Raw genomic sequence first — 25,976 nt, forward strand, 5'->3', positions numbered from 1 at the left:
TGAAAAAACTGTGAAAGCTTTGCAATGAAAGCTTAAATATTTCTTGCAAGTTAATTTCATAAATTTGTTTTTTAGCGATTATCCGCACTTCCTACTGAAACATCATATTGTAATTCGTGAATTCCATCTTCTAAAAATGTAGCTGCAGTTGGATGTTCTTTAGGATTGTATAAAACTTTCGATGCTTCTAATTCAATATCAACTGAACTTAACTTTTTATCATCTTTAAGTCTTTCTGCTAATCTTTCCTTAACTTCATCACGAAATTTTCGTTTACCATCCATACTTAACGTTGATAAAACTCCCCATGTTGGCGGAATATGATCAATATTATAAACGAATTCATGTCCTGTTTTAATTTCATCAATAACTTCTGACACAATTCTCATCAAACGCCGTTGCTCTTTTCCAGATAAAAGTCCACTAACTGCATTCCAATATTTAATGCGATAAACATAAAGATATAGTGGAAAATCATAATCACGTGCTAAAGTTGAGAAAACATCAAAGTGATCTTTAAAAATTGAAACTGTACGTAAATTCGTTTCCGCATCAAGCGTACTTATCGATAACATTTGCGTTTTCAACTGTGCATTTTCAGACTCAAGTTTACGAATTTGCTTAGTTACAAAGTAAAAACTAATACATAAAAGAGTTGGCATTACGCTCCAGAAAAACGCTCCGGTATTAAAGCGATCATAGGTTAAAAATTCATATGAACTTCCTAAAATTACCACGAAAATGAACACTAAGTTAGTTGCTAATGCTGGAATTAATCCAACAAAATATGTTAATGCTAATAAGAATAAGGAAATTACGCTACTAACTAAATTCCCAAATAAATTATCACGCGCAAACATGTCAAAACAAATGATCAAAACAACTTCTAAAACTAATGCAAGTAAAGCTAAATCAGTTGTGATCGTGGCATTATATCGCCGTTCATCCTTCTTATCATTTTGTTTTTTCATTTATCTGCGCTCCTTCCCATTAAAGTTCTTCCGTACAAACAAGATAATGATTGCAATGACTACTGCGATCAATAAAATTCCCATAATTACATATGCCATAAACATTGGGTTGGCTTTAATCCGCTTAGTAATTGAAATCTTTTGTTCATTATTAACTTTCTTCTTAAAGCGGTAAGTGTATTGTTGACCATTATCATCAATTACAGCAGCATCACCTTTTAAGGTGGAAGCATGTGCTTGCGTGTCAATTTGGCTTGATGCAATTTGAACATCTTTTGAAGAAGCCCCTGAAACGACTAAGGCTGCATTATTCTTATTATATGGATTAAAGAGTAATTGAACTGCCCCAATTTGCTTACCATAACCAGATTCAATGCTAAGTTTTTCATTTGAAACAAAGCGCGTAAAGTTCTTATTAAATTTAAAGAATAAGTGTGAATTTAACTTCTTAATTAATGGAGTATCTTGAGGAGCTCCAATTACAATTAAGTTATGATTCTTCATTTCTGAATCTGACATTTCTTCCTTGTAGAATGTGATGCTACCAACATTACTTTCAGCATAATTTCCAATTAAACTAAAGACATTTGTCAATGCTTTAAAGTAATCATCATTCATCTTCTTTGGAATTTGTACTGCAATGTTATTAAAGGACTTATCACTAATGAAGCATGATGGATAGTTGCTAAAAAGTAAGTCCGTCTTTTCAGCAGAATCAATGTAAGCATTTGAGTTACTTTCAATATATGCCCATGGTGTTTGACTATTACTATCACTATTCTTCATATTTAAATCAAATGCTACTTTGACTGTACAGTTATTGTTTAAATCAGTGTTATTTGGAATCTTAACTTTTAAATGATCCCCATCTGCTTTAGCACTTGATAATGATTGACTGCCGATTGGCTTCCCATTAACATAAACTGTTACTAAAGATGTCTTGAAATCTAAGTTATCTGAGTAACGGAAGTTTAAATTAATATAACTTCCCTTAGAATTAGTTTGATCATATGGCAAGTTTACAAAGAAAACTTGCTCTTGATGCCCTTCACCAGTCATCTTGGTGCTGTTACTCATCAATGGAAAATTAACATTATCTTGATTAATTGAACTAAATGTTTGGGTGCTTTCAGTAATTGTTTTACTGTTAGTTGTAGTTTGTTGCATTAGTTCTTGGTTAGCAATGTATTGTCCAGTTTTAATCAATGCATCATCATCTTTAGCAGTTACGACTAAAACTTTCTTCTTATTTCCATTAAAAAAGCGCATATAGGCATCTTTATTATTAACTTCACTTGCATTAATTTGTTTCTTATATTCATTTGGCAAATTACCATATTTTGCAATCACAATTTGGTATGGTTGGCTTGCATAGTATTTATTTTTCAAGCTATTCAATTCAATTTTACTATTATCACCAGAAACCACCCGACTTGCTCCTGCTAGTGCATATGTTGCTGTGGTTAGTTCTGCATTTGACGGATTTTGAGGTACTAAAATCACACTTTGATCATTTTTAACCGTGTCTTCTCCAGTGAAATGACTATAAAATGAACTAATTTGATCATTTGGTTGGTTAATCGAATATGAGAAGTTCACATTACTGCCATCATAAATTGTCAACCAATTAGCTGGAGTAGCTGGAAGTTCTTGATTTTGATCTTTATTAATAATTTGTCCTTCAACCGTTAATGTATTAGAGTTTTGCAATAAATTCGTGGGCAAATCAACTGTCATACTTTGTTGATTACCATTATTTCCTGGTTTAAATGAGTAAAACTTTACTCCATTTAATTCAAGAGTGATATTGGAAGTTTGATCATTACTTAATTGTGAAATCATGTAATCTAAATTAAAAGTCGCTTTTTTTACATTCCAATAATCAACCTTATTAAAATACATTGTTGCCTTAACACTTTTACCACTTAATGTTGTATTAGTGTTTTCAAAAGAATATGCAAATGTAGCATTTCCATTCTCTTGATTACCATTATTATTGGTAGTTGCTGAACTACTTTGTGATGAAGTTGTTTGAGTATTCTGGCTTGCTGGTGCCGCATTCACAATAGCTGGCATCAGTAAAAATGTAGTCAATGTAGCAAAAAAAGCTTTTGTAACTTTCTTCATAGTGACCCCTCTATTCTATTTATATCTTTTCGTTTTATACCATTTAGTTGATGATTCAAGATGGAAAACACTTTCCTTAATGTATAAATACATCCCTTTCAACGCAACAATCAGCCACATTTGGGTATAAATAACGTACATCAGGATAATGACGATAATGTTTGACCACCGCATTTCGCCTTTTTCTGTCGTGATCGAAACAAATACACTGACAACGTATAAAACTACCGCAAGTAGCCACAGCATGTTACTAAATCCTGGAACCGTTACATTTGCATATCCCGAAACCGACATTACAAAAGTAATATCCGACATTACTAAAGCAGTTAAAAGTAAAAAGTAAGTTGATAAGAAGTAAAAAATATCAAAACGAATTCGTTTTGCACTTGGATCAAATAATAGTTTTACGTTCTTAACAATTACATAAATATTTCCTTTTACCCACCGGGTGCGCTGGCGAAACCACACATCAACGGTTTGAGGTTCTTGTTCCCATGTAACCGCAGCTGGTTGAAACTTAATACGATATCCCATTTTATAAATCCGGAAACTAATTTCAGTATCTTCTGCAAGGGCCTTATCATCCCAACCACCCATATCTTCAATAATACTGCGCCGAATTACATAATTAGTCCCTGGAATCGTACATAATTTAAACATTTGACTTCGACCCGCTTGAGCCATCCATTGAAATGATAACGTTTCAACGTTAATAAAACGCGTTAATAAGTTAACATCTTTATTTCTGGTTCGAAATTTTCCAATTACCGCACCATATTCATCATTTTGTTGCAGTTCAGCAACTAAGTAGCGTAAAGCATTGGGTTCTGGAGTATTATCAGCATCATAAATTGCAATTACTTCACCGATTGCTGATTTAAATCCAATATTTAATGCATTTGATTTTCCTTTACCACCTGTAATGTTATCGGTATTAATTACTTTAAAATTACGGTCAGGATGTTCTTTTTGTAAATTTGCAAGTAATTCAGCACTATCATCGTCACTATTATCATTAATTACAATGACTTCATAACGGTCATGCGGATAATTGAACTTTAATAAAGCTTGAACAGTCTTTACAATTACAATCCCTTCATTATGAGCGGGAACCATAATAGATACAAATGGCGCTTTTTTGTCATCCAATTGTGGTAAAGGTGTTTTCGCCCAGTTCAAATAATACATGTATCCTGAAATCACCAATGCAATTGAAACTAAAAGCAATGTCCAAATAACTGCTGTTGAAAAAATTGTCATTGCATCCCAAACTGTTGACATTATTTCTCTCCTTTCTGCTCTTCTTTTTCTTTCTCTTTTGCAAAACGACTCTTAAACATTTTCAAATACAATTGTCGTCCTTTAATAAGCAAAATTCCTAAAACAATTAAAGCCCCAATAATAATTACCGTTAATACATCATTAATCTTATCTACGGTCCGTTTTGAAGTTATCGCAGTTGAGTTTGATTGAGCATTATTCACATTGGTAGCTTTATGTTGAATTGCATCAAAATTAATATTATTAACGGGAACATCATTTAAGGTAATCACACCATCTTTTCCTAATAAGTTTTGTGTTTGCGTTGATACCCCTGTACTAAATTGATATAAATACCCATCAGTTGGTGGGAACGGATCAGCTGTAATTTCAGCAAACATCTTTTCTAATTGCTTTTCTGATTTAGGAAATTGATAGTTTATGGTTGTTGGCATTGGGAAAGTAAACTCTGTATATTTCCCATTAATTTTCCAGTGTACATTTTTTAATGCCGAATGTGAAATTGTAAAAAATGTCGTTGGAAATACTTGACTCGTTTTAGTTTTCGTATGGAAATACTGATCTTTATCTTGGTTATAGAGCATCACTGCATCTCCAAAATCCAGTGCATTCATTTGATAATATTTATCAAAATTCCAGTACGTTGGTGCACTGATTCCTAATGGAAAAATTCCATTCTCAATAAATGTACTAATTTCTTGAGTCAACATGTTCATCAAATTATCATTATTTCCTGAGTCCTTAGTATTCATTGCCGGAACATTTAAATATATAATTGCATGATTATTTCGCGTCATTTGTTTGATAAACTTCAAGTAATCTTTAAAAGTTTGCGTATCAGTATTACTTGTTGTTGAAGTCGTTGTAATAATTACATTATTTTCAATCTTATTTAAGTCTTTAACAAACTTCTTTGCAATTTTAAATGAACTTAACGGCGTAAAGTTTTGGACTGTAATATATGGTGAATAATTTCCCTTAACTCCAAGCCACTTAGAAATTAATTGGATTGATGATAACAAGGATGCGCCTTGATCATCAAAAAGTGGTAAGTAGGCATTATTTCCATTAATAATTCCATATGAGTATGTTTTTTTAGACATTGATTGAGATTCTAAAGTGCCCACTGTTTCCTCGGTTTCAGATGGCTCTGTCAGTAATTCAATTGGGGGTTGAAAACTGATATCTTCATTGTAGTAACCATGTTCGCCTTTAAGTGTTAAAGTTTGTGCACTAACTTGTTGCCATTTCCCGGGAAATTCATTTTTTTCATTAACGGACAAGTTGGAACCAATATGCAGTTTTTTTCCTGTAAATTTTTGCAAATCTTGCTCATATGAGTGACTTTTAAAATCCATTTCTGGCCAATTAATCATCGTAATAACCGCATCATATTTACCATTTTTCAACATTCCAGCCTTATAATCTCCCATTGAAGTTGCCGTAACTTGCCGTTGCATACTCATCAACATTCGCGTCAACGTCTCTACTTCAGTTTGGTCTCCTTGACGCACATTTAAACTATCATAAACAAGCAAGACTTTTGATGCTGAATTAACTGCAGTATCTGCTTTAACATTTGAAGGACACCAGAGTAAGAACAATGTACTCAAAAATAAAATGAATGCCTTAATTTTGTTTTTCATCATTCATTCCTCCTGCCTTTGCAATCACTACTGTATCTTGATTAATCCAAATATCATGTTGGAACGTATCAGATAATATAATTAGAATTAATAAATCAAGTAATGCCGATGTCAGCGTTAACTGCCGAATTACATTTGTTTCTCCTGAAATTACAATCGGAGAAATAAATGATAGTAGCATCATTATTAATAACCCTACATTCATAAAGAATCTCGCTGCATATAGGGTTGAACCCATTTGCAATCCCCGCACAAATGAAACTGCATAAAGTGAAATTACTAAAATCGCAAAAATGATATAAAAACCAAATTTTTTAGGCAAAAAGGCGCCTTTAATTATCGTTGCCCACCGGAACAAAACTTTATTTTCATCTTCTGCTTTAACTGCACCTTTTTCATAAGCACTAACTTTAGTACGCGATACACTTCGATTTTCTAATCCCATTTGAAGTAAATTTGCTAGTACATTTGGGTGAGTGCCATAGTACCATAAAATCTTACCATAATTTAATTCATCAACAAATCCTTTTTGAATCGTTGCTGAATTAGAAGAAGCAATTGCATATGGTGAAGAGTATGAGGTTCCTCTTAAAATTTCGTTTTGCGGATCAACATCAATTTCAGCTAATCCCTTTCCTGGCTCTTTTGCAGCTGGCATTGCACCTAAAGTCATACTTTGGTAAATATTTTCACTTCGTTGCGGTGTATTATATAAAGTTGCCATAAAAAGACTAAGTGGAACTAATGCACTTACTAAAATAATCGCTGATATTCTCCATTGACGACTTTTAATAAAAATAATTCCACCAATTAGTGAAATACATAAAGCTGATAATAGGAGTGAAATCTCCTTAGAAACAAACATAAATAAGAAAACAATCAGCACTTGTCCACTACAGTACTTCAATATTTTTTTAGTATCAGTCTGTTGAAAAGCAAGTAAGCCTAATCCGACAAAAAAGATCATCATTACAAAATCTAAAGGTTCAATATAAAATGAATTGAAATAAATCGTATAAGTAGTATCTCCAAGTAAAAATACCGTTAATAATACGATTAAATATGCTTTGAATCCTTTTAACTTATTTGATAGTCCTTTCAAAAGTAGGCGTGCTCCAAGTAAAAACAAAACAGTATAAATTGCTCCTAAAAAGCGCACATCAAATACTTTTGTACTATAAAAAATTTTATTCAGAAAAATCGCCGCTTGAATCACAACATTTTGCAACGACAAGTATAAATGAGCATCTGGATTATAGTATTGCAAAATCGGGAATTGAGGTACAAAGTACTTATAGTAATTTGGATCGTTAGGATATTCCCGTAAACCATTTGCATGCAAAATTAAATTATAACTTCCATCATCAACCGGTCCATTTACTGGCGGTACAAATAAAAGTGTAATTGTAATAATTGCTAATAAAATGACCCCTAAACGCACGGGTGGTAAGTAATGCTCAAATGGGCCTGACCACTCATGCATCTTCTCTTTGATCTTATTGAACATTTAATCTATTCTCCCTATAAGATTGTGACATATCAAAGTTGTGTTTGATCTATTAATAATCATATGCAAGCATTGCCATTAAATTGTTAAATGAGTAAACTTCAAGTGTATTTTGATCACCAATTCCGCCATAAATTAAACTTGAAGGATTCATAATTTGGAAATTACCGACAATTTTAATTGCTTGACCATACAATTGTTCATCGCCAATTTCTTTTCCGATCATTGCAGCAATTGCATATGAGGCTGCAGATTGACTTTTATCTGCAGGAGTACCATCTAAATTATATGCATTATATAAAGTTCCGGTAGTTACCGCATTTTTTACAAACTGAATACTTTGTGATTTTTCTTGCCCAATTTCACTTAAATATAAAATTGATAACAGCGACTCAATAATATTGATTGTATCGCCATCTGTATATTTACCAGTATCATAATTATATTTTTGATGATACAGTGGGAAGGAATCAGAAATATAACCCTTCTTCAAAATTTGGTATTGAAATTCCAAATCTTTCTTCGGTAAATCAGCAACTTTATAAATATATCCCATTTGTTTTATATCAAGATAGTATAAAGAAACTTCATGAGCAGGTTTCTTCGAATTAACATCATAAAAGTCAACTAACATCCCATTTTGAATTGACTGCTTTTTAAAGGTTGAAACTAACTTTTTAATTTCTTTTTCATACTTTGGATCTTTAAACCGCTCTTTTGCTTCAATCAAAGAACAAATAATACGCATATCATCGACAGATGCATTTACAGGTGACTTAGTTCCATTTGCATTGATTCGATATGTAAATTGCCCTTTATCAAAAAATTCTTGCTTGGTTTTTTGATAAAATGCATCATACTGCTTTTGAGTGCCAGTAAGTGCTAAGTGGCGCAACCACAACCCTGATGATTCACTCAACCGGTCATGTCCTGTGGCCAGTTCAGTTTTATTTTGATCTTTTTTAGCTTTGTAGTTAGTTACAAAACTACCACCTACAAGCATATGATCAACCAAAAAGTCTTGTAACTTTTGTTTATCTTCTTTTTCAGAATCAGTTAATGGACTTTGAATGATTTTAAAGCTATTTGCATTAGTTGTATAAACCTTTGAGACTGGAGATGAAATTGATGATACTTGATGATCAACCTTGATAGTTTCTTCATTCTTATTTTTGAAAATGTAAAACCCGATAGCCCCAACAGCAATGATCAATAAAATTACAATGCTGATTTTAAATTTCTTTTTCATTTTCACACCAATATTCCTAACTTTATAAAAATTATTCAATCATTAGTTCAGAGTAAAACTAACAATTAAACTGCAATAAAAAATTGCAGTACTCCTCCCCCCGACATTTTCACTTATTTTTAAGTATAACAACTCTTTTGGTTTTAGTCTTAACGCATAGTTAACCTTTAAGATTATTTAACTTATTCAAAAAAAACAAAAACACCTAAAAAAATAAGTGCACCAGGATGAAATCACTTATTTTTACGATTCTGCTACACTTATTTGTGATGTTTTCCTTTCTTATGATGACACTTTACTTTTCTTTGAATTGCATTCCAAATAGAATGGAAGTTTTCTTGTTCTAGTTCTTTACGTGGATTATCCATCGATTTAAGCATTTCGTCTTTCAAAGCGGCATAAATTGGACGACCACCTAGCCAATCATTAATTACATAAGCAATTAATGTAACAATCAATAGTGGCATCATGTGTTTAATACTACCAACCATCTCAGAAATTAAAACTACTGCCGTAAAAGGTGCTTTTTCAATTGCTCCAAAATAAGCCGCCATCGCATAAATTACAATATTTAAAAAATAACCTTCTTTTAAAAATCCTAATCTAATCATCACACTAGCATACAAGGCACCACTCGTTGCTCCAAGTACTAAAATAGGCATAAAAATTCCTCCAGGAGTAGAAGCCCCATATGAAATCATTGAAAAAACAAAACGAATGATTAGTAATAAGAAGACAAAGCCAACCGCATGTAAAGGACCAGTAATATAACTAATAAACTGCTTGCTAGTTAAATCTAAAATGAAATCGTGACTTCCACCTAAAATTTTAGCATAAAATAATCCAATTGGAATAACCAACAATAGTGGAACAATGCTATGCCAAGCAGGTGGAATAATTTTCAATTTGCCATACCATTTTGGCAAACTCAAAATCACTACTTGATAGAAATAACCAAATAAACCAAGAATAATTCCTAAAATAATTAATTGCCAGTAATCTTTAACTGGTACGCTATAATCATAAATAAAATGCAAACTTGGTTTTAACCCGAAGAAAAGCAATGTCACTAAATCAGAAGCAACTGCTGCAGATAAAGCGGTCAACCATACAACTGAAGTTGCAAATCCTGAAGTAATTTCTTCAATTAAGAACAATGCACCTGCAAGGGGAGCGCTGAAAGCTGCTGATAGACCTGCTGCAACCCCACATGCAATCAAAATATTTCGTTCTTCTTTTCCTCCATGAAAAAGTTCTTCAGAAAATCCCTGGCCTATACATGCTCCCATTTGAATACACGGACCTTCTCTTCCAAGAAATAAACCTGGACAAATAGCCAATAAACCACCTACAAATTTACGCCAAAGAGTTGGCCACCACTTCATTTCAATTTGACCATCCATTACCGCTTCAATTTGAGGTACACCTGATCCTTTTACATAAAAAAGTTGTGCGCGAATTACAAACCCTAATACAATACTGACAATAATCGTTGCTAAAACATATAAAATAATTGTTTTAGGATGCTCCGACATGTAAGGATATATGTAATACAGGCATTTCATTGTTTTATCGATAATTAATCGAAAAATACTAACTACAAATCCCGTTACTAGCCCAACTAAAGTCCCCTTAAGCACATAAATAATATGCTTACTAGTAAACGGTTTTTGCAGAATATCCGAAACATTCATAATTCAATCCGTCCTTTACCAAGATCTCATATATTTATTTTAATTTAAAAACTTTAGTATTTGAAAGAATTATGCCTCTACCATTGATAATAATTTCTAATGTCAAAAGTAAATAAAAAAGATACAACTTATGCTGTATCTTTTTAAATTAATATACTTTATTTATTTGCTTGATTCTTAAATTTAAATTTACTCCATGGTTTAATGTAATCAAGCAAGAAGAGTTCTTCTTTTGCAATTTTTGCAACCAAGTTTTTCCGGGAATCAACTTGGGATGTTAAAACAATTTGCAATTCATTTTTATAACGTCCAAATTCATCATTGCCAATAACCACATCACCTTTTTCAAACTTGAATTCATTATTATGTGGTGGATTATCTTGGTGTGCATATTTCACCCGAACTTGAGTTGAACGAATAAATTGATCAGTGATATCGCCTCTCCGAAAATGCAAATTATCTTCAACGATTTGAGCTTCAACTGGATTAATTTCAGGTAAGAAATCAACGTCTAAGGTTACACAGTAACGGTCAAGTTCAGCTAACTTCTTCAACTCTTCATCAGAAGCATAGGCATCACCAATAATTACTGTATCAATTAAGTTAGTTGCAAATAAATGTTTAGCTTGCAATTCAATTGGCATATGACGGTGCATCTCTAGCGTTGGCAATCCATCATTAACATTCCAAGGACCTCCAGTTGCATCTTGACTAGTTACAAATGCAGAAGTTTTAATTCCATATTTCTTGAAACGTTTGCTACATTCAACAAAGAAATCATATGGTAAACCAGTTCCTTCTTGAGGATAAAAATTATGACAACCATAAATAAAAGGTTCATTAGCTTGGTATGACAAAATGTTATCCAAGTAATCTACATTGTTACTCATGTTTAACTCAATGTTTAAGCCATAGGGATTATATGAAATCAATGATTCTTTTAATCCATCAAAACCTTCATCTAAACGGATTCCACTTGCACCCAATTTTGCGAAAAATCCTAGATCATCATATGAAATGTCAAGTTGTTTAAAAATGCCAGGATTAATATCTAAAATAACTTCAAAGCCTAATTTACGGGCATACATAATAATATCTTTAAATTTTTCAGCAGTTTTTTCTTTGCCACCAGTGATTTCAAGCATACTCATAAATAAGCGACTAAATCCTAAGTCAGCTGCTTTTTTCACGTATTCCTTATCTTTTACTGGATCACTATGGTCAGGGTAAATTGAAATTCCTAATTCGCGTTTCATATGAAACATCCTTTCTCCTATTTCAATAAAAAAAGCGCAGTTATCCTTTTCGAAACTGCACTCTTTATTAATTAATTTTCTTTTTCTAAGCGTTCGTATAAATCAACCATTTCACCCGCTAAATCACGGAAAGTAATTGCATTCATCAAATGATCTTGTGAGTGCACTGTTAACAATGTAACTGGTTGACTTTCACCTTGAGCTTCTTTAGTAAGCATCAAAGTTTGTGCATTATGCGCTTCGTTTAAAGCTTTGTCTGACTCTTCTAATTTTTTATGAGCTTCTTCAATTTCGCCGGCTTTAGCTTTTTTGATCGCTTCAAATGCTAATCCCTTGGCATTTCCAGCATTAATAATTAAGCCCATTGTTGCTTCTAAATTTGGTTGTGTATTTTCTTCAGCCATATTTATTCTCCACTATTTAGATTAGCCTTCAATAAGGCTCATTGCTTGATCTAAAACTTTATTTCCATCCATCATTCCATATGCTTGCATATCAATTACAGCAAGTGGAACTGGATTGCCTAAACTGTTTTTTCTCTCTTCAAGCATATTTTCAAAATCGCCTTGCATGTAACTAACTTGTGGTCCAAGCAATACGCAATCAATTGTTTTTGAATCTAATTGTGAACGCGCTTCACTTGCAGGAACTGCAAAGATTTCTGCGTCAACACCTTTTTCTTGAGCCGCAGCTTGCATTTTAGTAACAAGTAAACTTGTACTCATTCCTGCAGAACAGTTTAACATAATTGTATATTTAGCCATGATATTGCACCCTTTCTTGATTAAACGTTTTGGTAACGCTTTCTCAACTCTTTTAGTATAGCACGTTAAACGACATTTTTAAAGTATTTACTTTATTTAATATGTTAATTTTTTTGTAGACAAAACCTAGAATATTCCTACGCTTCTTGCGTCTTCAATTTACGCTTATCTGCAACTTTGAAGAAAAACACATAAACTAATGCATCAACTACAATTAAAACAATTTGTAAAATTGATCCTGAAATGTGTCCAGTTGCTAAGTAACCTGAAATAATTGCTGGCGTCGTCCACGGAACCATAATTCCAATTGTTTTCGCAACTAAACCACTTGCCATTGCAAAATATGTAATTAAAACATTTAATAATGGAGCCACAATAAATGGAACTGCGATAAATGGATTCATAACTACTGGGAATCCAAAAATTAATGGTTCATTAATGTTAAAGATTGCTGGTGCGATTTCTAACTTACCTAAAGTTTTATATTCATCACTTTTAGCAAACATTACCATAATAATTGCAAGTCCCAATGTTGCGCCTGATCCACCAAGATGAACAAAGTTATCAAAGAATTGTGCGGTAACAATGTTTGGTAATTCTTTATGTGCTTCAAAAGCAACTGCATTTTGTTGCATTGCAGCAAGCCAAATAACTGACATTATACTTGAGACAACATTCGCACCATGAATTCCGAATAACCATAAAAATGCAACTAAAAATTCACAAATCAATGCACCTGGTAAACTTGTACCTACGATTGAAAGTGGTTTAAAAATAAATGCCATCAAGTTTGGAATTGTTTCAATTGGTGTGAATGAAATTCCTAAACGCACTACCCAAACTAATACTAAGCAGAATAACCCAGGAAATAATGCTGCAAATGAAGCACTTACTGCTGGTGGAACTGTACTTGGCATTTTAATGGTGATTTTTTTATGGATCAACCATACATAAAAATCAGTGATAAATAATCCAATAATGATTGCCATAAATAATCCACTTGCACCCAATTGATCTAATGGAATCCAAAATGAACCATCTTTGTTCATCTTAAATGGAATTGTTAAAAAGAATGCACACATTGCAACTAATGATGCTGGCAGTGGAGCAATATCTTTATAACTTTTTGCTAAGTTATATGAAATTCCAAAAACTGCAACTAATCCCATTAAATTAAATGAGGACTGGGTAATTTGTTGAATAACAACATTCCAATCTGGACCAAATGTTTTGGCCATAAAATCTAGATATGATTGAATTGGAAATTGTCCAATAATCATAAACACCGATCCAATTACGATGAGTGGAACGGCTTGAGCAATCCCGTCACGTAATGCGATCATATGACGAGCATTTGAGATCTTACCAATCACTTTCATCATTTTGTCCTTTGCATTTCCGCTTGAAGCCATAACGATCAACTCCCCGTTTAAATTAATCATCACCAATCATGCTTATTAAAAATTAATCGAATAAAAATAATTGCAAATAAAAAGCATTTTGGTAACGCTTACATTTTTAATATAGCATATCAACTGAATTTATTAAATAGATAATTAAAAATAATTTATGAACATAAAAAAGATTGTAACCGTAGTTACAATCTTCAACTTTAATATTAAGTTATACTATTGAGCAGCTTTAGCTTTTTTTCCTTCATTGCAAGCTTTACGTTTGTCAGCTTTCTTAAAGAATACAAAGTAAATCAATGCATCAACTAAAAGACATACTAATTGAGTAATTGCTCCTGAAATGTGTCCGGTTGCTAAAAAACCAGAAATTCCAACTGGAGTTGTCCATGGAACCATTACCCCAATTGTTTTTGCACATAAACCAGTTGCCATTGCAAAGTATGTAATTAAAACATTAGCTAATGGTGCAATGATAAATGGTAAAGCAATATAAACATTCATCACGATTGGGAAACCAAACATTAATGGTTCATTAATATTAAAGAATGCTGGTGCAATTTCCAATTTTGCCAGTGTCTTGTATTCATTACTTTTAGCAAACATAATCATAATGATTGCTAATCCTAATGTACCACCGGCACCACCAATATGGACGAAGTTATCAAAGAATTGTTGAGTAACAATGTTTGGCAATTCTTTATGTGCAGCAAATGCAGCCGCATTTTGTTGCATTGCTTGTAACCAAAATGCCATCATAATTCCAGAAACAACATTTGCACCGTGAACCCCAAATAACCATAAGAATGAAATTAAGAATTCACAAATTAATGCACCTGGTAAACTTGTTCCTACGGCTGCGATTGGTTTAAAGATAAATTGCATTAAGTTTGGAATTGTTTCAATTGGTGTAGCTGAGATTCCTAAACGAACTAACCAAACTAAAAGCAAACAAAAGAAACCTGGGAACAATGCAGCAAATGAATTACTTACTGCTGGTGGAACTGTACTTGGCATCTTAATTGTGATCTTCTTATGTACCATCCAAACATAAAAATCAGTAATAAATAAACCAACAATAATGGCAATAAATAAACCACTTGAACCTAATTGAGCCAATGGGATCCAAAATGAACCATCTTTATGCATTGAAAATGGAATTGTTAAGAAAAATGCACACATTCCAACTAATGCAGCCGGCAATGGAGCAATGTCTTTATAACTTTTTGCCAAGTTATATGAAATTCCAATTACAGCAACTAAGCCCATCAAGTTAAATGATGCAAATGTGATTTGTTGAATCACAATGTTCCAGTCTGAACCAAATGTTTTGGCCATAAAGTCTAAATATGCGGGAATTGGAAATTGCCCAATAATCATAAAGACTGAACCAATAATAATCAATGGAACCGCTTGGGCAATCCCATCACGTAATGCGATCATGTGTCGTGAATTTGAAATTTTGCCGACAACCTTCAAAAGCTTATCTTTAAAACTTACTTTTCCTGTAGCCATATTACCACTCCTAGCTTTTAAAATTATTACTTGATATTTCCAGCATAAATTTTAATCATTAAAATTGGTCTAGATAAACAATCGATAAAAATTTTTAAAAACAATATTTCAAAAGATGAGTGCAGTTTTTTGAATTATATAAATAAAACTAGTTAAAATTAATCATTTGATGACCAATTATTAATTAAAAAATTAATGATATCTTGATAAATAATTAAATTTAAAAAAGTTAATTTACCCTAGAAATATCTGGAAATTCGCGAAAGCGTTTACCGGTATTAAGTATAGAGAATAAAACACCTTATGTAAACCCTTTCGCTTGCTGAAACAGAAAAATCCACCAAACATTATACAATTTATAACAAAATAGTTAAAATCCCATTAAAATGATAATGTTAACGTTTACATCAAAAACACGCTAAATCATTAAATTAAAAGCGAATGATAAGACCAATTTTATAAAGTTGAACACATTTAAAAAGTGCATTCCGAAAAATATTTTTTCAAAATGCACTTTAAATTTCGTAATTTAATTTTCAGCCAATAGTTTTAAAGATTTTATTAAGATCTTTATTCTATGCTTTAGCTGGCTTTTGGTCAACTTGTTTTTCTTCTTTTTGTTCTTCTTGACCAAGTAAGTATTTATCATATTTTCTTGCAAATGGCCAGTACATTAATGTTGAAATTACAAGAACAACTGCTTGCCATAAAGCCCATTTCCAGCCACCAATGAAGAATCCTGAAATGATGATTGGAGTTGTCCATGGTGCTGCTACCCCATTTAATGGTGGTAAAATGCCGAAGTAAACCGCACCATAAGTTAATGCTGCAACTACAACTGGGACGAAGAAGAATGGTAATGCAAGCCATGGATTCATTACCATTGGCATCCCGAACAAGAATGGTTCGTTAATGTTAAAGATCGCAGGGACTGCTTCTAATTTACCCATTGATTTCATTTGTTTTGACTTAGCAGCTACTAAAGTAAAGATTAATAAACCAATCGTAATCCCAGAACCAGTTAAGTTAATGATGTTGTTGTAAAATTCATTTGTAACAATGTGAGCACCATTTGCTAATGATAATTTACCTGCTTGATATAATTCTGAGTTTGCTACTGTGTTTGGTAGTAAGAAGATTCCAGCAATTCCACCAACAATCAAACCACCATGAACACCGAAGAACCAGAAGAAAGTTACCGCAAATGCAATTAAAATTGCTCCCCAAAATGAATCTGACATTCCTTGAAGTGGGATTTGTAAAATTTTGTAGATCCAAGTTAATAAATCAGTATGCATAAATGTCTTGAAGACTGCGTAAATTAACATTGAAACTGTTAAAATTACACCTGCTGGAATCATTGCAGTAAATTGCCGTGAAACACCTGCTGGCACTTGTTCTGGCAAAGTAATTTTCCACAGTTATGCTTAATCATATATGTATAACTCCAACCGACAATTAAACCAATAAGTAAGGCTGCAATCATTCCTTGACCACCTTGAAAAGTAATGTTTAATACATTTGTCACTGGAGAAGTAATGAATGTTTGTAAAGTATGTGGAAGTTGTTCAATACTTTTTTCAACAACTTCAGCTTTCATTGTCACATTTCCTGCTGAATCAGTAATTCCTGACTTGATTGCTGCAGCAAGAGGATTATCTACTTGTAAGTTTTGTAAAAGGAAGAATGCTGATAAGGCAGTTAAACCTGCAGGTAAAGCATCATCTAAGCCTTCATTTTTAACATATGTATAGGCAATTCCTATAACTGCCCAAATAGAAGTAAATCCAAAAGTAGTTGTGTAAGCTTGATTAAAGAATACAGTCCAACCAGTTTTAGCAAAAAATTCCGAAACTGCTGGAATTGGGAAGTTTGCAAAAATTAAGAAAATTGATCCAATGATAATGAATGGTAAGGCTGCTACCATCCCATCAGTCATTGCTTTTACACCCTTTGTATTAACAAATTTCATTATCGGAGGTACAATTTTTTGATTAACAAATATATTTAATTTTGAAGTTTTTCCACCCTGATTATTCATTATAAATCATCTCCATTATTTCTCAATACCTTTTTAAACCAGTAAAATGACTTTTTAGGAACCCGCTTTAAATCCTTTAAATCATGGTTAGAACGATTAACATAAACCGCACCATATCTTTTTTCCATATCTGCATGTGAACTTGGAATATCAATTAAGCCCCAACCAAGGTATCCAAGTACCTTTGCACCATCTTCAAACATCGCATCTTTCATCGCTTGAATATGTTCTTTATGGAATTGAATTCGTTGATCATCTTCAATCATGGTTTCGCCATCCCATTCTTCACGACAACCAATTCCGTTTTCAATTGGAAATACTGGAATTTCATATCGATTGTAAAGATCCGTGATGATTTTGCGGAAACCTAATGGATCAATTTCCCAATTCCATTCAGTTTTTTCAGTAAACCGATTACCTTCACCGCCAACTTCCAAGTAGCGATTAGGTGCATCTTGAGCACTTAATTTATCAGCATTTAACGTTGTTGATTGATAGTAACTAAATGCCAAATAATCTGCATGCATTTTCTTTAAAATTTCAAAGTCACCTGCTTGTAAGTCCATGTCAATGTTGTGATTATCAATATACTGCATTACAGCAGGTGAATATGTTCCTTTAGTGAATGCGTCATTTAAGTTGTTATATAAAAATTCATTTGTCCGATTTGCATAAAAAACGTCATTTGGTTTAGATGTTGCTGGATATACTGGTGTAAATGCGTTCATTCCACCAATTTTTAATTGCGGATAGTTTTCATGAATGTATGCATCGATTTGTGCATGTGCCAACATGGTATGATGGAAAATCGTGTACATATCATTTAAACTTTGATCTCCATGATCGTACCCTGAAATATTGAAAACTTCATCTGTAAAGTATAAGTTATGTTCATTAAATGTAATCCAATATTTTACCCGATCAGCAAAATGATCAATAACATATTTCCCATACGCTACAAAAGCATCAACTGTATGGCGTGACATAAAACCATTGTATTTTTGTGCTAAATTAAGTGGCATGTCAAAATGATAAAGACAAATCATTGGTTCAATTCCACGTTCTAACATGCCATCAATCAAGCGATCATAAAAAGCAATTCCTTCTTCATTGAATTCACCATCACCATTAGGATTAATTCGCGACCATGAAGTTTGGATACGGTACATATTCATGTTCATTTCTTTTAATAAATCCAAATCCTCTCCATACCGGTGATATCCATCAATTGCAGCATGCCAATCGCTAGTATGCTCAGTTGCTGATCGCACATCATATACTGACAAGCCCTTGCCACCTTCATTCCAAGCACCTTCAGTTTGCATACTTGATGAAGAATTTCCCCAAAAGAAGTCCTTTGGCATTTTTTTCATAAAATCACTCTTTCTTAAATCTCTTTTGTCGTTTAATTTTTAGTTGTGTAAGCGCTTTACGTTACATTTATATTGTAGATAATTTTTTAATAAAAGTAAATACTTTAATAGAAATATGTATATACTTATTTGTATAGAAAAAAGTTGCTTTTTTAGTTTAAAGAAATAAAAAGAAGATTGAGACATAAGTCCAATCTTCTTAATTTTTATGAGTTTTAAAATGTTCTCATTTCTGGAATGTATTCTAATAAACGACAATCTTTTCTAGCTTTTTTGACTTCTGATTCAGGAATTAATTCACTTGGACTTTTCATAACTTTACGATTAGGATTTTCATCAAAGTAATATTATCTAATTTTCTAGATATATCCCCATCAACAATCACCATTCCTAGTTCATCCACTCACTCTCTGGTAATTTAGTTACAGAACAATCAAACCATAATTCTTCATTATCGTTAACATATCCTTCAATAATCGGTTCAACCGTCATACCTTGACTATATTCAATTCTTAATTTGATTGAATTTGGGTCTACATTGTTATAATACTTTTTAAACCAAATTTTCAAACCATCTCGAGCTTCTCTCAAAATATACTGATTATTAATAAAATTACTTTTTATGTTGATTTAATTTTGACATTTCATTATAATTCTTTGATACTAATTACAGATACAATAATACATAAAACCTAATAATTTCGTTAAGGATAAATTTAAATGAGCATTAAAACTACTGATGCAGATTATTTAACACTTGCTAAAAAGATATATGATGATAGAAAACTAAAACCAAAATCAAAATTCAGTAAATAATCCAACACAAGATATTAAATAAAATCATAACTGGAAAACTGTTGCTAGTATTGATGACAGAGAAACTGGTCTACAAGGAGCTATGGTTGTTCCTGCTGATGAATATGATGACGTTATACATCACGAGCAACCGTCAAAAATATATAATGCTGAAACAACAAAAGACAATTTAGAAGCAAATCAATTTATTCAATATGATAAATTTGTTCAGGAAAATTTACAAAAATATCAACCAAAATAATATTCATTTACAGGTCATAGTTTAGGTGGGATTTTAGCCACATATGCAGGTGTTAAACATAATAATACTAAAGCTGTTGCTTTTGCCGACGCCAATAGCTATCATTACTTTAATGAGTAACAAAGGAGACTGCACAAACAGTCTCCTTTTAATTTCTTCCTATGTCATACTTATTTGAACATTCTTGTCACATTTTACTGCTTATCAATTGTCTTAATAAATCTCATAAACGCTTGTTGCCCTTGATGATTACGTTTAAATACGCCCGCATCTTCCAAAACTTTGACAAATACTTTGCCAATTTCATCTTGCACAATATCACGAACCGTTGAACGTCGAATTTCAGTATGACTAGCCTTAATTTGTTCTGCCCATTTTTTATGATAATCCGCAATGTTATTTGGCTGATTCAATAAAAATTTTTCAACTTCTTTCATTTCATTTTTTAATCGTGGTGGCAAAATTGCTAACCCCATTACTTCAATCAAACCAATGTTTTCTTTTTTAATATGTTGAACATCTTGATGTGGATGAAAAATGCCATCTGGATACTGACTTGAAGTTTGATTATCCCTTAAAACTAAATCAAGTTCATACTTACCATTACGCAAACGCGCAATTGGAGTAATTGTATGATGCATTTCATCATTAGAAAATGCTCTTATAGAAACGCTTTCATCAGTATAATGCCGCCAACTTTGTAAAATTTTATCTGCTAGTTGACACAGTTGTTTTTTATCATGACTAGTTAATCGAATTACCGATAATGGCCACTTTACAATGCCTGCTTCAACTTTATCGTAATTTTCAAATTTTAATTTGCGTTCAATTGGAGCTTCTTCCATTGCAAATGTATGCCGTCCACCTTGATAGTGTTCATGGGCTAAAATTGATCCTCCTACAATTGGTAAATCTGCATTACTTCCTGCAAAATATCCTGGAAATTGCTTCACAATTGATAATAATTGTTCAAAGGTGGTTTTATTAATTTTCATTTCTTCATGCACTGAATCTAAAAAAATACAGTGTTCATTAAAATATGCATATGGCGAATATTGAAATCCCCATATTTGTCCTTCAATATCAAACCGAATTAGACGGTGATTTGCACGTGCAGGATAATCAATGCGCCCTTCATAGCCTTCATTATCCATACATAACTTACATTGAGGATAAGTTGCATTCTTCATTTTTTTAGCTAATGCAATTTGTTTAGGATCCTTTTCTGGCTTAGATAAGTTAATGGTAATTTCAATTTCACCATATTGACTAGGATGTTTAAAATAAATATTTTTAGCGATTGCTTTAGTTTTAATATAGTCATTGCGTTTACTCAATGAATAAAAATCAGCAATTGCTTTTTGAGGATCTTCTTGATACGTTTCCCAAAAGTGCCGGTTTACAACACCTGGAGGTGGAGTAATCAAATCCATTAATTTTGCACCTAATTCATCTTGAGCACTTTGTAAGGAATCAATTTTTTCATTTTTAATTGCAACTTTTATCAATTGATTCTTCATTTCAATTAAATTATTAGTTTCACAATTTAGAGGAATATTTTTTTCACCTACTAAATTTAAAACGCGATTTCTTAAATAAATATGGTCCAGTTGCGTATAATCACTTTCCATAATGACACTTGCAACAAACCGTTCAACTAAGTTTTCCTGCATAACTTCATCTTCCATCTTTATAATTCGTGTGTTCCATCAGCAACTTCAGCGACATAGAAACGAGGAGCATAGCCGATTTTTTCTTCATAGATTTTGCCGACTTCTTTTTCTAAATTATCAACTCCATCTTTTTGCACTAATGCAATTGCACTTCCTCCAAAACCAGCACCACACATCCGTGCACCTAAAACGCTAGGTTGATTCCATGCAGAATGGACTAAAGTGTCTAATTCAATTCCACTCACTTCATAATCATACTCAAGTGAAACGTGCGAAGCATTTTGTAATCTTCCAAATTCAGCTAAATTGCCTTCTTCAAGCACCTTTTCACCTCGAATACACCGTTGATTTTCCGAAACTGCATGTCGTGCTCTCTTTAAAAACGTTTCATTTCTAAGTAAATATGTATATTCATCAAATTGATCATTATTAAGATCACCTAATGCATTTATTTTTAATTCAGTTTGTAACTCTTTTAATGCTTCTTGGCATTCCGCAACTCTTTCATTGTATTTTGATTCTACTAAAGCACGTGGTTTATTTGTATTCATAATGACAATTACATTATCTTTTAGGTCTAGTGGCACATATTTGTATTCAAGTGTATTCGTATCAAGTAAAATGGCATGCTCTGCTTTACTCATTCCGACTGCAAATTGATCTAAAATTCCGGAACTTAGGCCTAAAAAGTCATTTTCAGTTTTTACTCCCATTTTTACTAAATCAAGGCGCTCAATTTTTAAATCAAAAAGACTTTGAACCATTATACCAAATAACATTTCAATTGAAGCTGATGATGATAATCCTGATCCTCCTTGAGGAAGATTTCCCCATATGTATATATCCATGCCTGCATCAATTGAATAACCGGCCTGTTGAATATAGTAAATCATTCCTTTAGCATAATTAGCCCAGTTATCTTCTTTTTTATATTCTAATTGATCTAAACTACTTTCAATGATTCCTAATTTTTCAAAGTTTCCGGAATAAAAACGCAATTTACGATCTTTTCTTTTGGCAACTGCTCCCCAAGTACCTAGTGAAATTGCACATGGGAAAACATATCCTCCATTATAATCTGTATGTTCTCCAATTAAATTAATTCTTCCAGGTGAAAAAAATTCTTTTTCAGATTGCCGTTGAAAAATTTTCTCAAACTTTGCTTTTAATGTGTTCTTATCCATAAAAATCATCCCCTGATCTTTTTTATTATGTAACCGATAACTACACTTTAATTATAAAAATATTTACTAAAATAATCAATATGTTTACTTAACATTTTTCGTTAAAAAGTGTCTTCTATTATGCTACAATATTTGTATACATTATTTACGGAGGTGAAAAAGATGGCCACTATCAAGGATATTGCTGCAATGGCACACGTTTCATCAGCAACCGTTTCTCGAGTTTTAAATTATGATAAAACTCTTTCTGTAAGCGATGAAACTCGCAAACGCATTTTTTTAGCAGCTGAAAAACTTGATTACTTAACTAAACATAAATCTAAAAAGAAAAGCCATCTTGGAAAAGTTGCGATCATTCAATGGTACACTGAACAAGAAGAATTGAATGACCTTTACTACTACTCAATTCGTACCGGAATTGAAGAACGTTTACGTGAATTAGATTACTCAGTTACCCGCATTTTCCATAATGATTCTTTAAAGCAAATCAATGAAACTGATGGAATTATCGCCATTGGTAAATATAGCGAAAATGAAATCAAAAAAATTGAAAAAATCAACGCTAACATTGTATTTGTTGACTACAATACACTAAAAACAAATCATAGTTGTATCGTACCTGACATTGATGATTCAGTAATTGATGCACTTGATTATTTTATTAATCAAAACCGGACAAAAATCGGTTTATTAGCCGGAGAAGAATTTACTAATGATAATACTGAATCTATCATTGATCCACGTTTTGTCACTTTTAAAAACTATTTAAGTGAAATGTCACTTTATTATCCTAAATATGTGTATATTGGCAACTTTACTGCGAAATCAGGTTATGACATGATGCGCAAGGCAATTGCTGATCTTGGTGATGATTTACCAAATGCCTTTTTTACTGCCAATGATTCAATTGGAATTGGTGCTTTACGTGCATTGCAAGAGGATAATATTAAAATTCCTGATGAAGTTTCTTTAATTTCATTTAATGACACTTCAATTGCAAAATATGTATACCCATCATTGAGTTCTATTCGAGTTTACACCAAACAAATGGGGATCGAAGCAGTCAATCGTCTAACTTCCATTATCGAAAATGGCGATGACTATCCACAAATGACCACCCTTAAAACTAAATTAATTTTAAGAGATAGTTGTTCATAAGGTGTGACAAAAGCATTTCGTACTTATGTTTAGTTTTGTTACCTTTAAACCCAATTAAAGTGACACAAAAAGAGACTGTGATTTTTCACAGTCTCTTTTTAGTGTGTTTTAGAAAGTGTTTACTAATTTTTATTATTTTTTAACTAATCTCATTACATTATCAAATGCATTAATCTTTTGACCATCTTGTGGCAAAAGATCAACTTCATTAAATTCTTGAGCATTGGTAATCGTGATCATTACCGTATCATCAAAGCCAGCTTTCTTGATTGCTGGATCCCAGAATTCAAGAATTTCTTGGCCTTTCTTAATTTGTTGATCCTTTTCAACATAAGAAACAAAGCCCGTTCCTTGCATATTAACTGTACCAATTCCAATGTGAATCAACATAATTACTCCATGATCAGACTCAATTCCAATTGCATGCCGCGTTGGAAAGACTTGACGAACAATTCCATCAAACGGAGCATAAACTTTACCATCAGTTGGTTTTAAGGCATATCCTTTTCCCATTGAACCTGAAGCAAAGGTGGCATCATTTACTTCGTTAAGTTGTACAAAATTACCTTGTAAAGGAGATTCGATTTCATATGTGCCTGCAACGACTCTTTCTTGTGTTCCTTTACTTGTATCATTCTTTTCGCCCCAACTTTTTTCAAGTTCTTCAACAATTTGGGCATGTTTCTTTTCTGTAAGGGTAACTTTCTTCCAGAAAATTAATGCACCAATGATGATCAACACAACTGGAATAGCAATTACAAGAAGTTTAAAGACCATAATATCATGTGCGGTCACTGTCTTATAAGTGTAACCACTTGTCATATGTGCCAAAATCGCAATTGGTCCAATGCACCAACCAGCAATGGCACCACCAAGTTTATCAATTAATGGACGTACAGCCAATGTTAACGATTCATCCCGGTGTCCCAATTTCAATTGACCATATTCAATTGAATCAGTAATTGTCATTAATATTACTAAGAAAACGATTTGTTGTGGTACTGCAAAAAGTTCCATTGCAATAACTACTAATGGTAAATTTTGTCCTGCAATTGCTAAAAGTCCTGCACCAATTACCATCACTAAAATTGAAACATAAAATACATTTTTACGGTTAAACTTCTTAGCTAAAATTGGAAAAGCAGAAATTGAAAAGAATCCAATAATCATATTAATTGTTCCAATAATTGCAAACTTTGAAGATTGACCAAGAACATATGTAAAGTAGTATAATTCAGCGGAATTAAAGATGTTAATTCCAATTCCATACAATCCATAAGCAACTGCGGTCCACATTAATTGATCATTTCCAAGTAAAATTTTGAAAACATCTTTTAACTTAGTTTCTTCTTCGTTTTTACGCAAATCAGAATCAAGTTCATGAGTACCAAGGCAAACAACAATAACGGTAATAATTACAATAATTGCAGTGATTACCCCAAACATTGACCATCCACGAAGGTCACCAGAACCGTCATTTTTCGTCAATGAGAAGAACAATACTAATGGCATGATTACCATTCCAACTAAGTTCCCACCAATATTAGAACCAATCCGTGCAAAGGTTGAAATCTTTTCGCGTTCCCCTGAATTAAATGTCAATGACGACATTTCAGACCAAAAACCAGTATCTTTAAATGAATAAAAGATATCCATTGCAATGTAAAGAATTGCAAAAATTATTAGATAAATAAATGGATGAGTCCGGTTTAAACCACCCATGTTAGTGAATAAAATTGCAAGGGCAATTGCACTCACAATTCCTCCACCAAAAATCCAAGGCTTAAATTTTCCCCAACGCGTCTTGGTACGATCAATCGCATTTCCAATAATTGGATCAATGAAAAGTTCCACAATCCGTAAAATCGCGATGATATTGGTGATATAAAGAATCATTGCGTTATCACCTTTACCAAACAAATGCGAAGTTACAAACATAATAAAGTAAGTTGAAAGAACGGCATAAAACCAGTCATTCCCAAACGCACCAATTGCATAAGAAATACGGGTAACCCATTTATTGCCCTTTTCTTCTTGGACATTATTTTTCATAGGAAAACTCCTTTCTTAT

Annotated in this window: 19 protein-coding genes and 1 pseudogene; 2 read left to right on the forward strand and 18 right to left on the reverse strand. The window is 32.5% G+C overall.

What is annotated here, in order from left to right; translation table 11 throughout:
• Positions 1-71 precede the first annotated feature (71 nt).
• From ACWCL1_RS01050 to ACWCL1_RS01120, 15 genes and pseudogenes are all read right to left on the reverse strand, one after another.
• A complete protein-coding gene (locus ACWCL1_RS01050; RefSeq protein ID WP_454545073.1) occupies positions 72-971 on the reverse strand; it encodes a hypothetical protein in 900 nt (299 codons plus the stop codon).
• Complete coding sequence (locus ACWCL1_RS01055; protein WP_454545074.1) at positions 972-3,098, reverse strand: cellulose biosynthesis cyclic di-GMP-binding regulatory protein BcsB; 2,127 nt, start codon at positions 3,096-3,098, stop codon at positions 972-974. It lies immediately after the preceding gene.
• A 15-nt stretch (positions 3,099-3,113) separates the two neighbouring features.
• Positions 3,114-4,358 carry a glycosyltransferase gene (locus ACWCL1_RS01060; protein WP_454545243.1) on the reverse strand — a complete coding sequence of 415 codons (1,245 nt, stop codon included), beginning with the start codon at positions 4,356-4,358 and terminating at the stop codon, positions 3,114-3,116.
• A 20-nt stretch (positions 4,359-4,378) separates the two neighbouring features.
• Positions 4,379-6,025, reverse strand: a complete 1,647-nt coding sequence (locus ACWCL1_RS01065; protein WP_454545075.1) for a hypothetical protein — start codon at positions 6,023-6,025, stop codon at positions 4,379-4,381.
• Positions 6,009-7,532 carry a glycan biosynthesis hexose transferase WsfD gene (wsfD, locus tag ACWCL1_RS01070; RefSeq protein ID WP_454545076.1) on the reverse strand — a complete coding sequence of 508 codons (1,524 nt, stop codon included), beginning with the start codon at positions 7,530-7,532 and terminating at the stop codon, positions 6,009-6,011. Before wsfD ends, ACWCL1_RS01065 begins: the two co-directional genes overlap by 17 nt.
• Positions 7,533-7,584: 52 nt before the next feature.
• Positions 7,585-8,781, reverse strand: a complete 1,197-nt coding sequence (locus ACWCL1_RS01075) for a hypothetical protein (protein WP_454545077.1) — start codon at positions 8,779-8,781, stop codon at positions 7,585-7,587.
• A gap of 260 nt (positions 8,782-9,041) precedes the next feature.
• Complete coding sequence (locus ACWCL1_RS01080; RefSeq protein WP_454545078.1) at positions 9,042-10,475, reverse strand: ClC family H(+)/Cl(-) exchange transporter; 1,434 nt, start codon at positions 10,473-10,475, stop codon at positions 9,042-9,044.
• Between the two features lie 158 nt (positions 10,476-10,633).
• Positions 10,634-11,731 carry a DUF871 domain-containing protein gene (locus ACWCL1_RS01085; RefSeq protein WP_454545079.1) on the reverse strand — a complete coding sequence of 366 codons (1,098 nt, stop codon included), beginning with the start codon at positions 11,729-11,731 and terminating at the stop codon, positions 10,634-10,636.
• 71 nt (positions 11,732-11,802) lie between these two features.
• On the reverse strand, positions 11,803-12,135 hold the full coding sequence (locus ACWCL1_RS01090) for a PTS lactose/cellobiose transporter subunit IIA (RefSeq protein WP_454545080.1): 333 nt from the start codon (positions 12,133-12,135) through the stop codon (positions 11,803-11,805).
• A 21-nt stretch (positions 12,136-12,156) separates the two neighbouring features.
• Positions 12,157-12,495: a PTS sugar transporter subunit IIB gene (locus ACWCL1_RS01095; RefSeq protein WP_454545081.1), complete on the reverse strand. Its 339-nt coding sequence runs from the start codon at positions 12,493-12,495 to the stop codon at positions 12,157-12,159.
• Positions 12,496-12,632: 137 nt separating this feature from the next.
• Positions 12,633-13,907: a PTS sugar transporter subunit IIC gene (locus tag ACWCL1_RS01100; RefSeq protein ID WP_454545082.1), complete on the reverse strand. Its 1,275-nt coding sequence runs from the start codon at positions 13,905-13,907 to the stop codon at positions 12,633-12,635.
• 216 nt (positions 13,908-14,123) lie between these two features.
• A complete protein-coding gene (locus ACWCL1_RS01105; RefSeq protein ID WP_454545083.1) occupies positions 14,124-15,419 on the reverse strand; it encodes a PTS sugar transporter subunit IIC in 1,296 nt (431 codons plus the stop codon).
• A 575-nt stretch (positions 15,420-15,994) separates the two neighbouring features.
• A pseudogene (locus tag ACWCL1_RS01110) lies at positions 15,995-17,460 on the reverse strand (PTS sugar transporter subunit IIC).
• Positions 17,460-18,833: a glycoside hydrolase family 1 protein gene (locus ACWCL1_RS01115; RefSeq protein WP_454545084.1), complete on the reverse strand. Its 1,374-nt coding sequence runs from the start codon at positions 18,831-18,833 to the stop codon at positions 17,460-17,462. The pseudogene ACWCL1_RS01110 and the gene ACWCL1_RS01115 overlap by 1 nt, the downstream one beginning before the upstream one ends.
• A 390-nt stretch (positions 18,834-19,223) precedes the next feature.
• Positions 19,224-19,424 (reverse strand): hypothetical protein, encoded by a 201-nt coding sequence (locus ACWCL1_RS01120; RefSeq protein ID WP_454545085.1) that lies wholly within the window; start codon positions 19,422-19,424, stop codon positions 19,224-19,226.
• A 307-nt stretch (positions 19,425-19,731) separates the two neighbouring features.
• Here ACWCL1_RS01120 and ACWCL1_RS01125 point away from each other — a divergent pair, with 307 nt between their 5' ends.
• On the forward strand, positions 19,732-19,890 hold the full coding sequence (locus ACWCL1_RS01125; RefSeq protein WP_454545086.1) for a hypothetical protein: 159 nt from the start codon (positions 19,732-19,734) through the stop codon (positions 19,888-19,890).
• 194 nt (positions 19,891-20,084) lie between these two features.
• On the opposite strand, the gene galT is transcribed toward ACWCL1_RS01125, so the two are convergent.
• Both galT and ACWCL1_RS01135 read right to left on the reverse strand, forming a co-directional pair.
• Positions 20,085-21,563, reverse strand: a complete 1,479-nt coding sequence (gene galT / locus ACWCL1_RS01130; RefSeq protein ID WP_454545087.1) for a UDP-glucose--hexose-1-phosphate uridylyltransferase — start codon at positions 21,561-21,563, stop codon at positions 20,085-20,087.
• A 17-nt stretch (positions 21,564-21,580) separates the two neighbouring features.
• A complete protein-coding gene (locus ACWCL1_RS01135) occupies positions 21,581-22,747 on the reverse strand; it encodes a galactokinase (RefSeq protein WP_454545088.1) in 1,167 nt (388 codons plus the stop codon).
• Between the two features lie 162 nt (positions 22,748-22,909).
• Between ACWCL1_RS01135 and ACWCL1_RS01140 the strand changes: the two genes are divergently transcribed.
• On the forward strand, positions 22,910-23,905 hold the full coding sequence (locus ACWCL1_RS01140) for a LacI family DNA-binding transcriptional regulator (protein ID WP_454545089.1): 996 nt from the start codon (positions 22,910-22,912) through the stop codon (positions 23,903-23,905).
• Positions 23,906-24,037: 132 nt separating this feature from the next.
• On the opposite strand, the gene ACWCL1_RS01145 is transcribed toward ACWCL1_RS01140, so the two are convergent.
• Entirely contained in the window at positions 24,038-25,957 is a 1,920-nt protein-coding gene (locus ACWCL1_RS01145; RefSeq protein ID WP_454545090.1) for a glycoside-pentoside-hexuronide (GPH):cation symporter, read from the reverse strand.
• Positions 25,958-25,976: the final 19 nt, after the last annotated feature.

It is taken from the genome of Ligilactobacillus sp. LYQ135 (genome assembly GCF_053711055.1).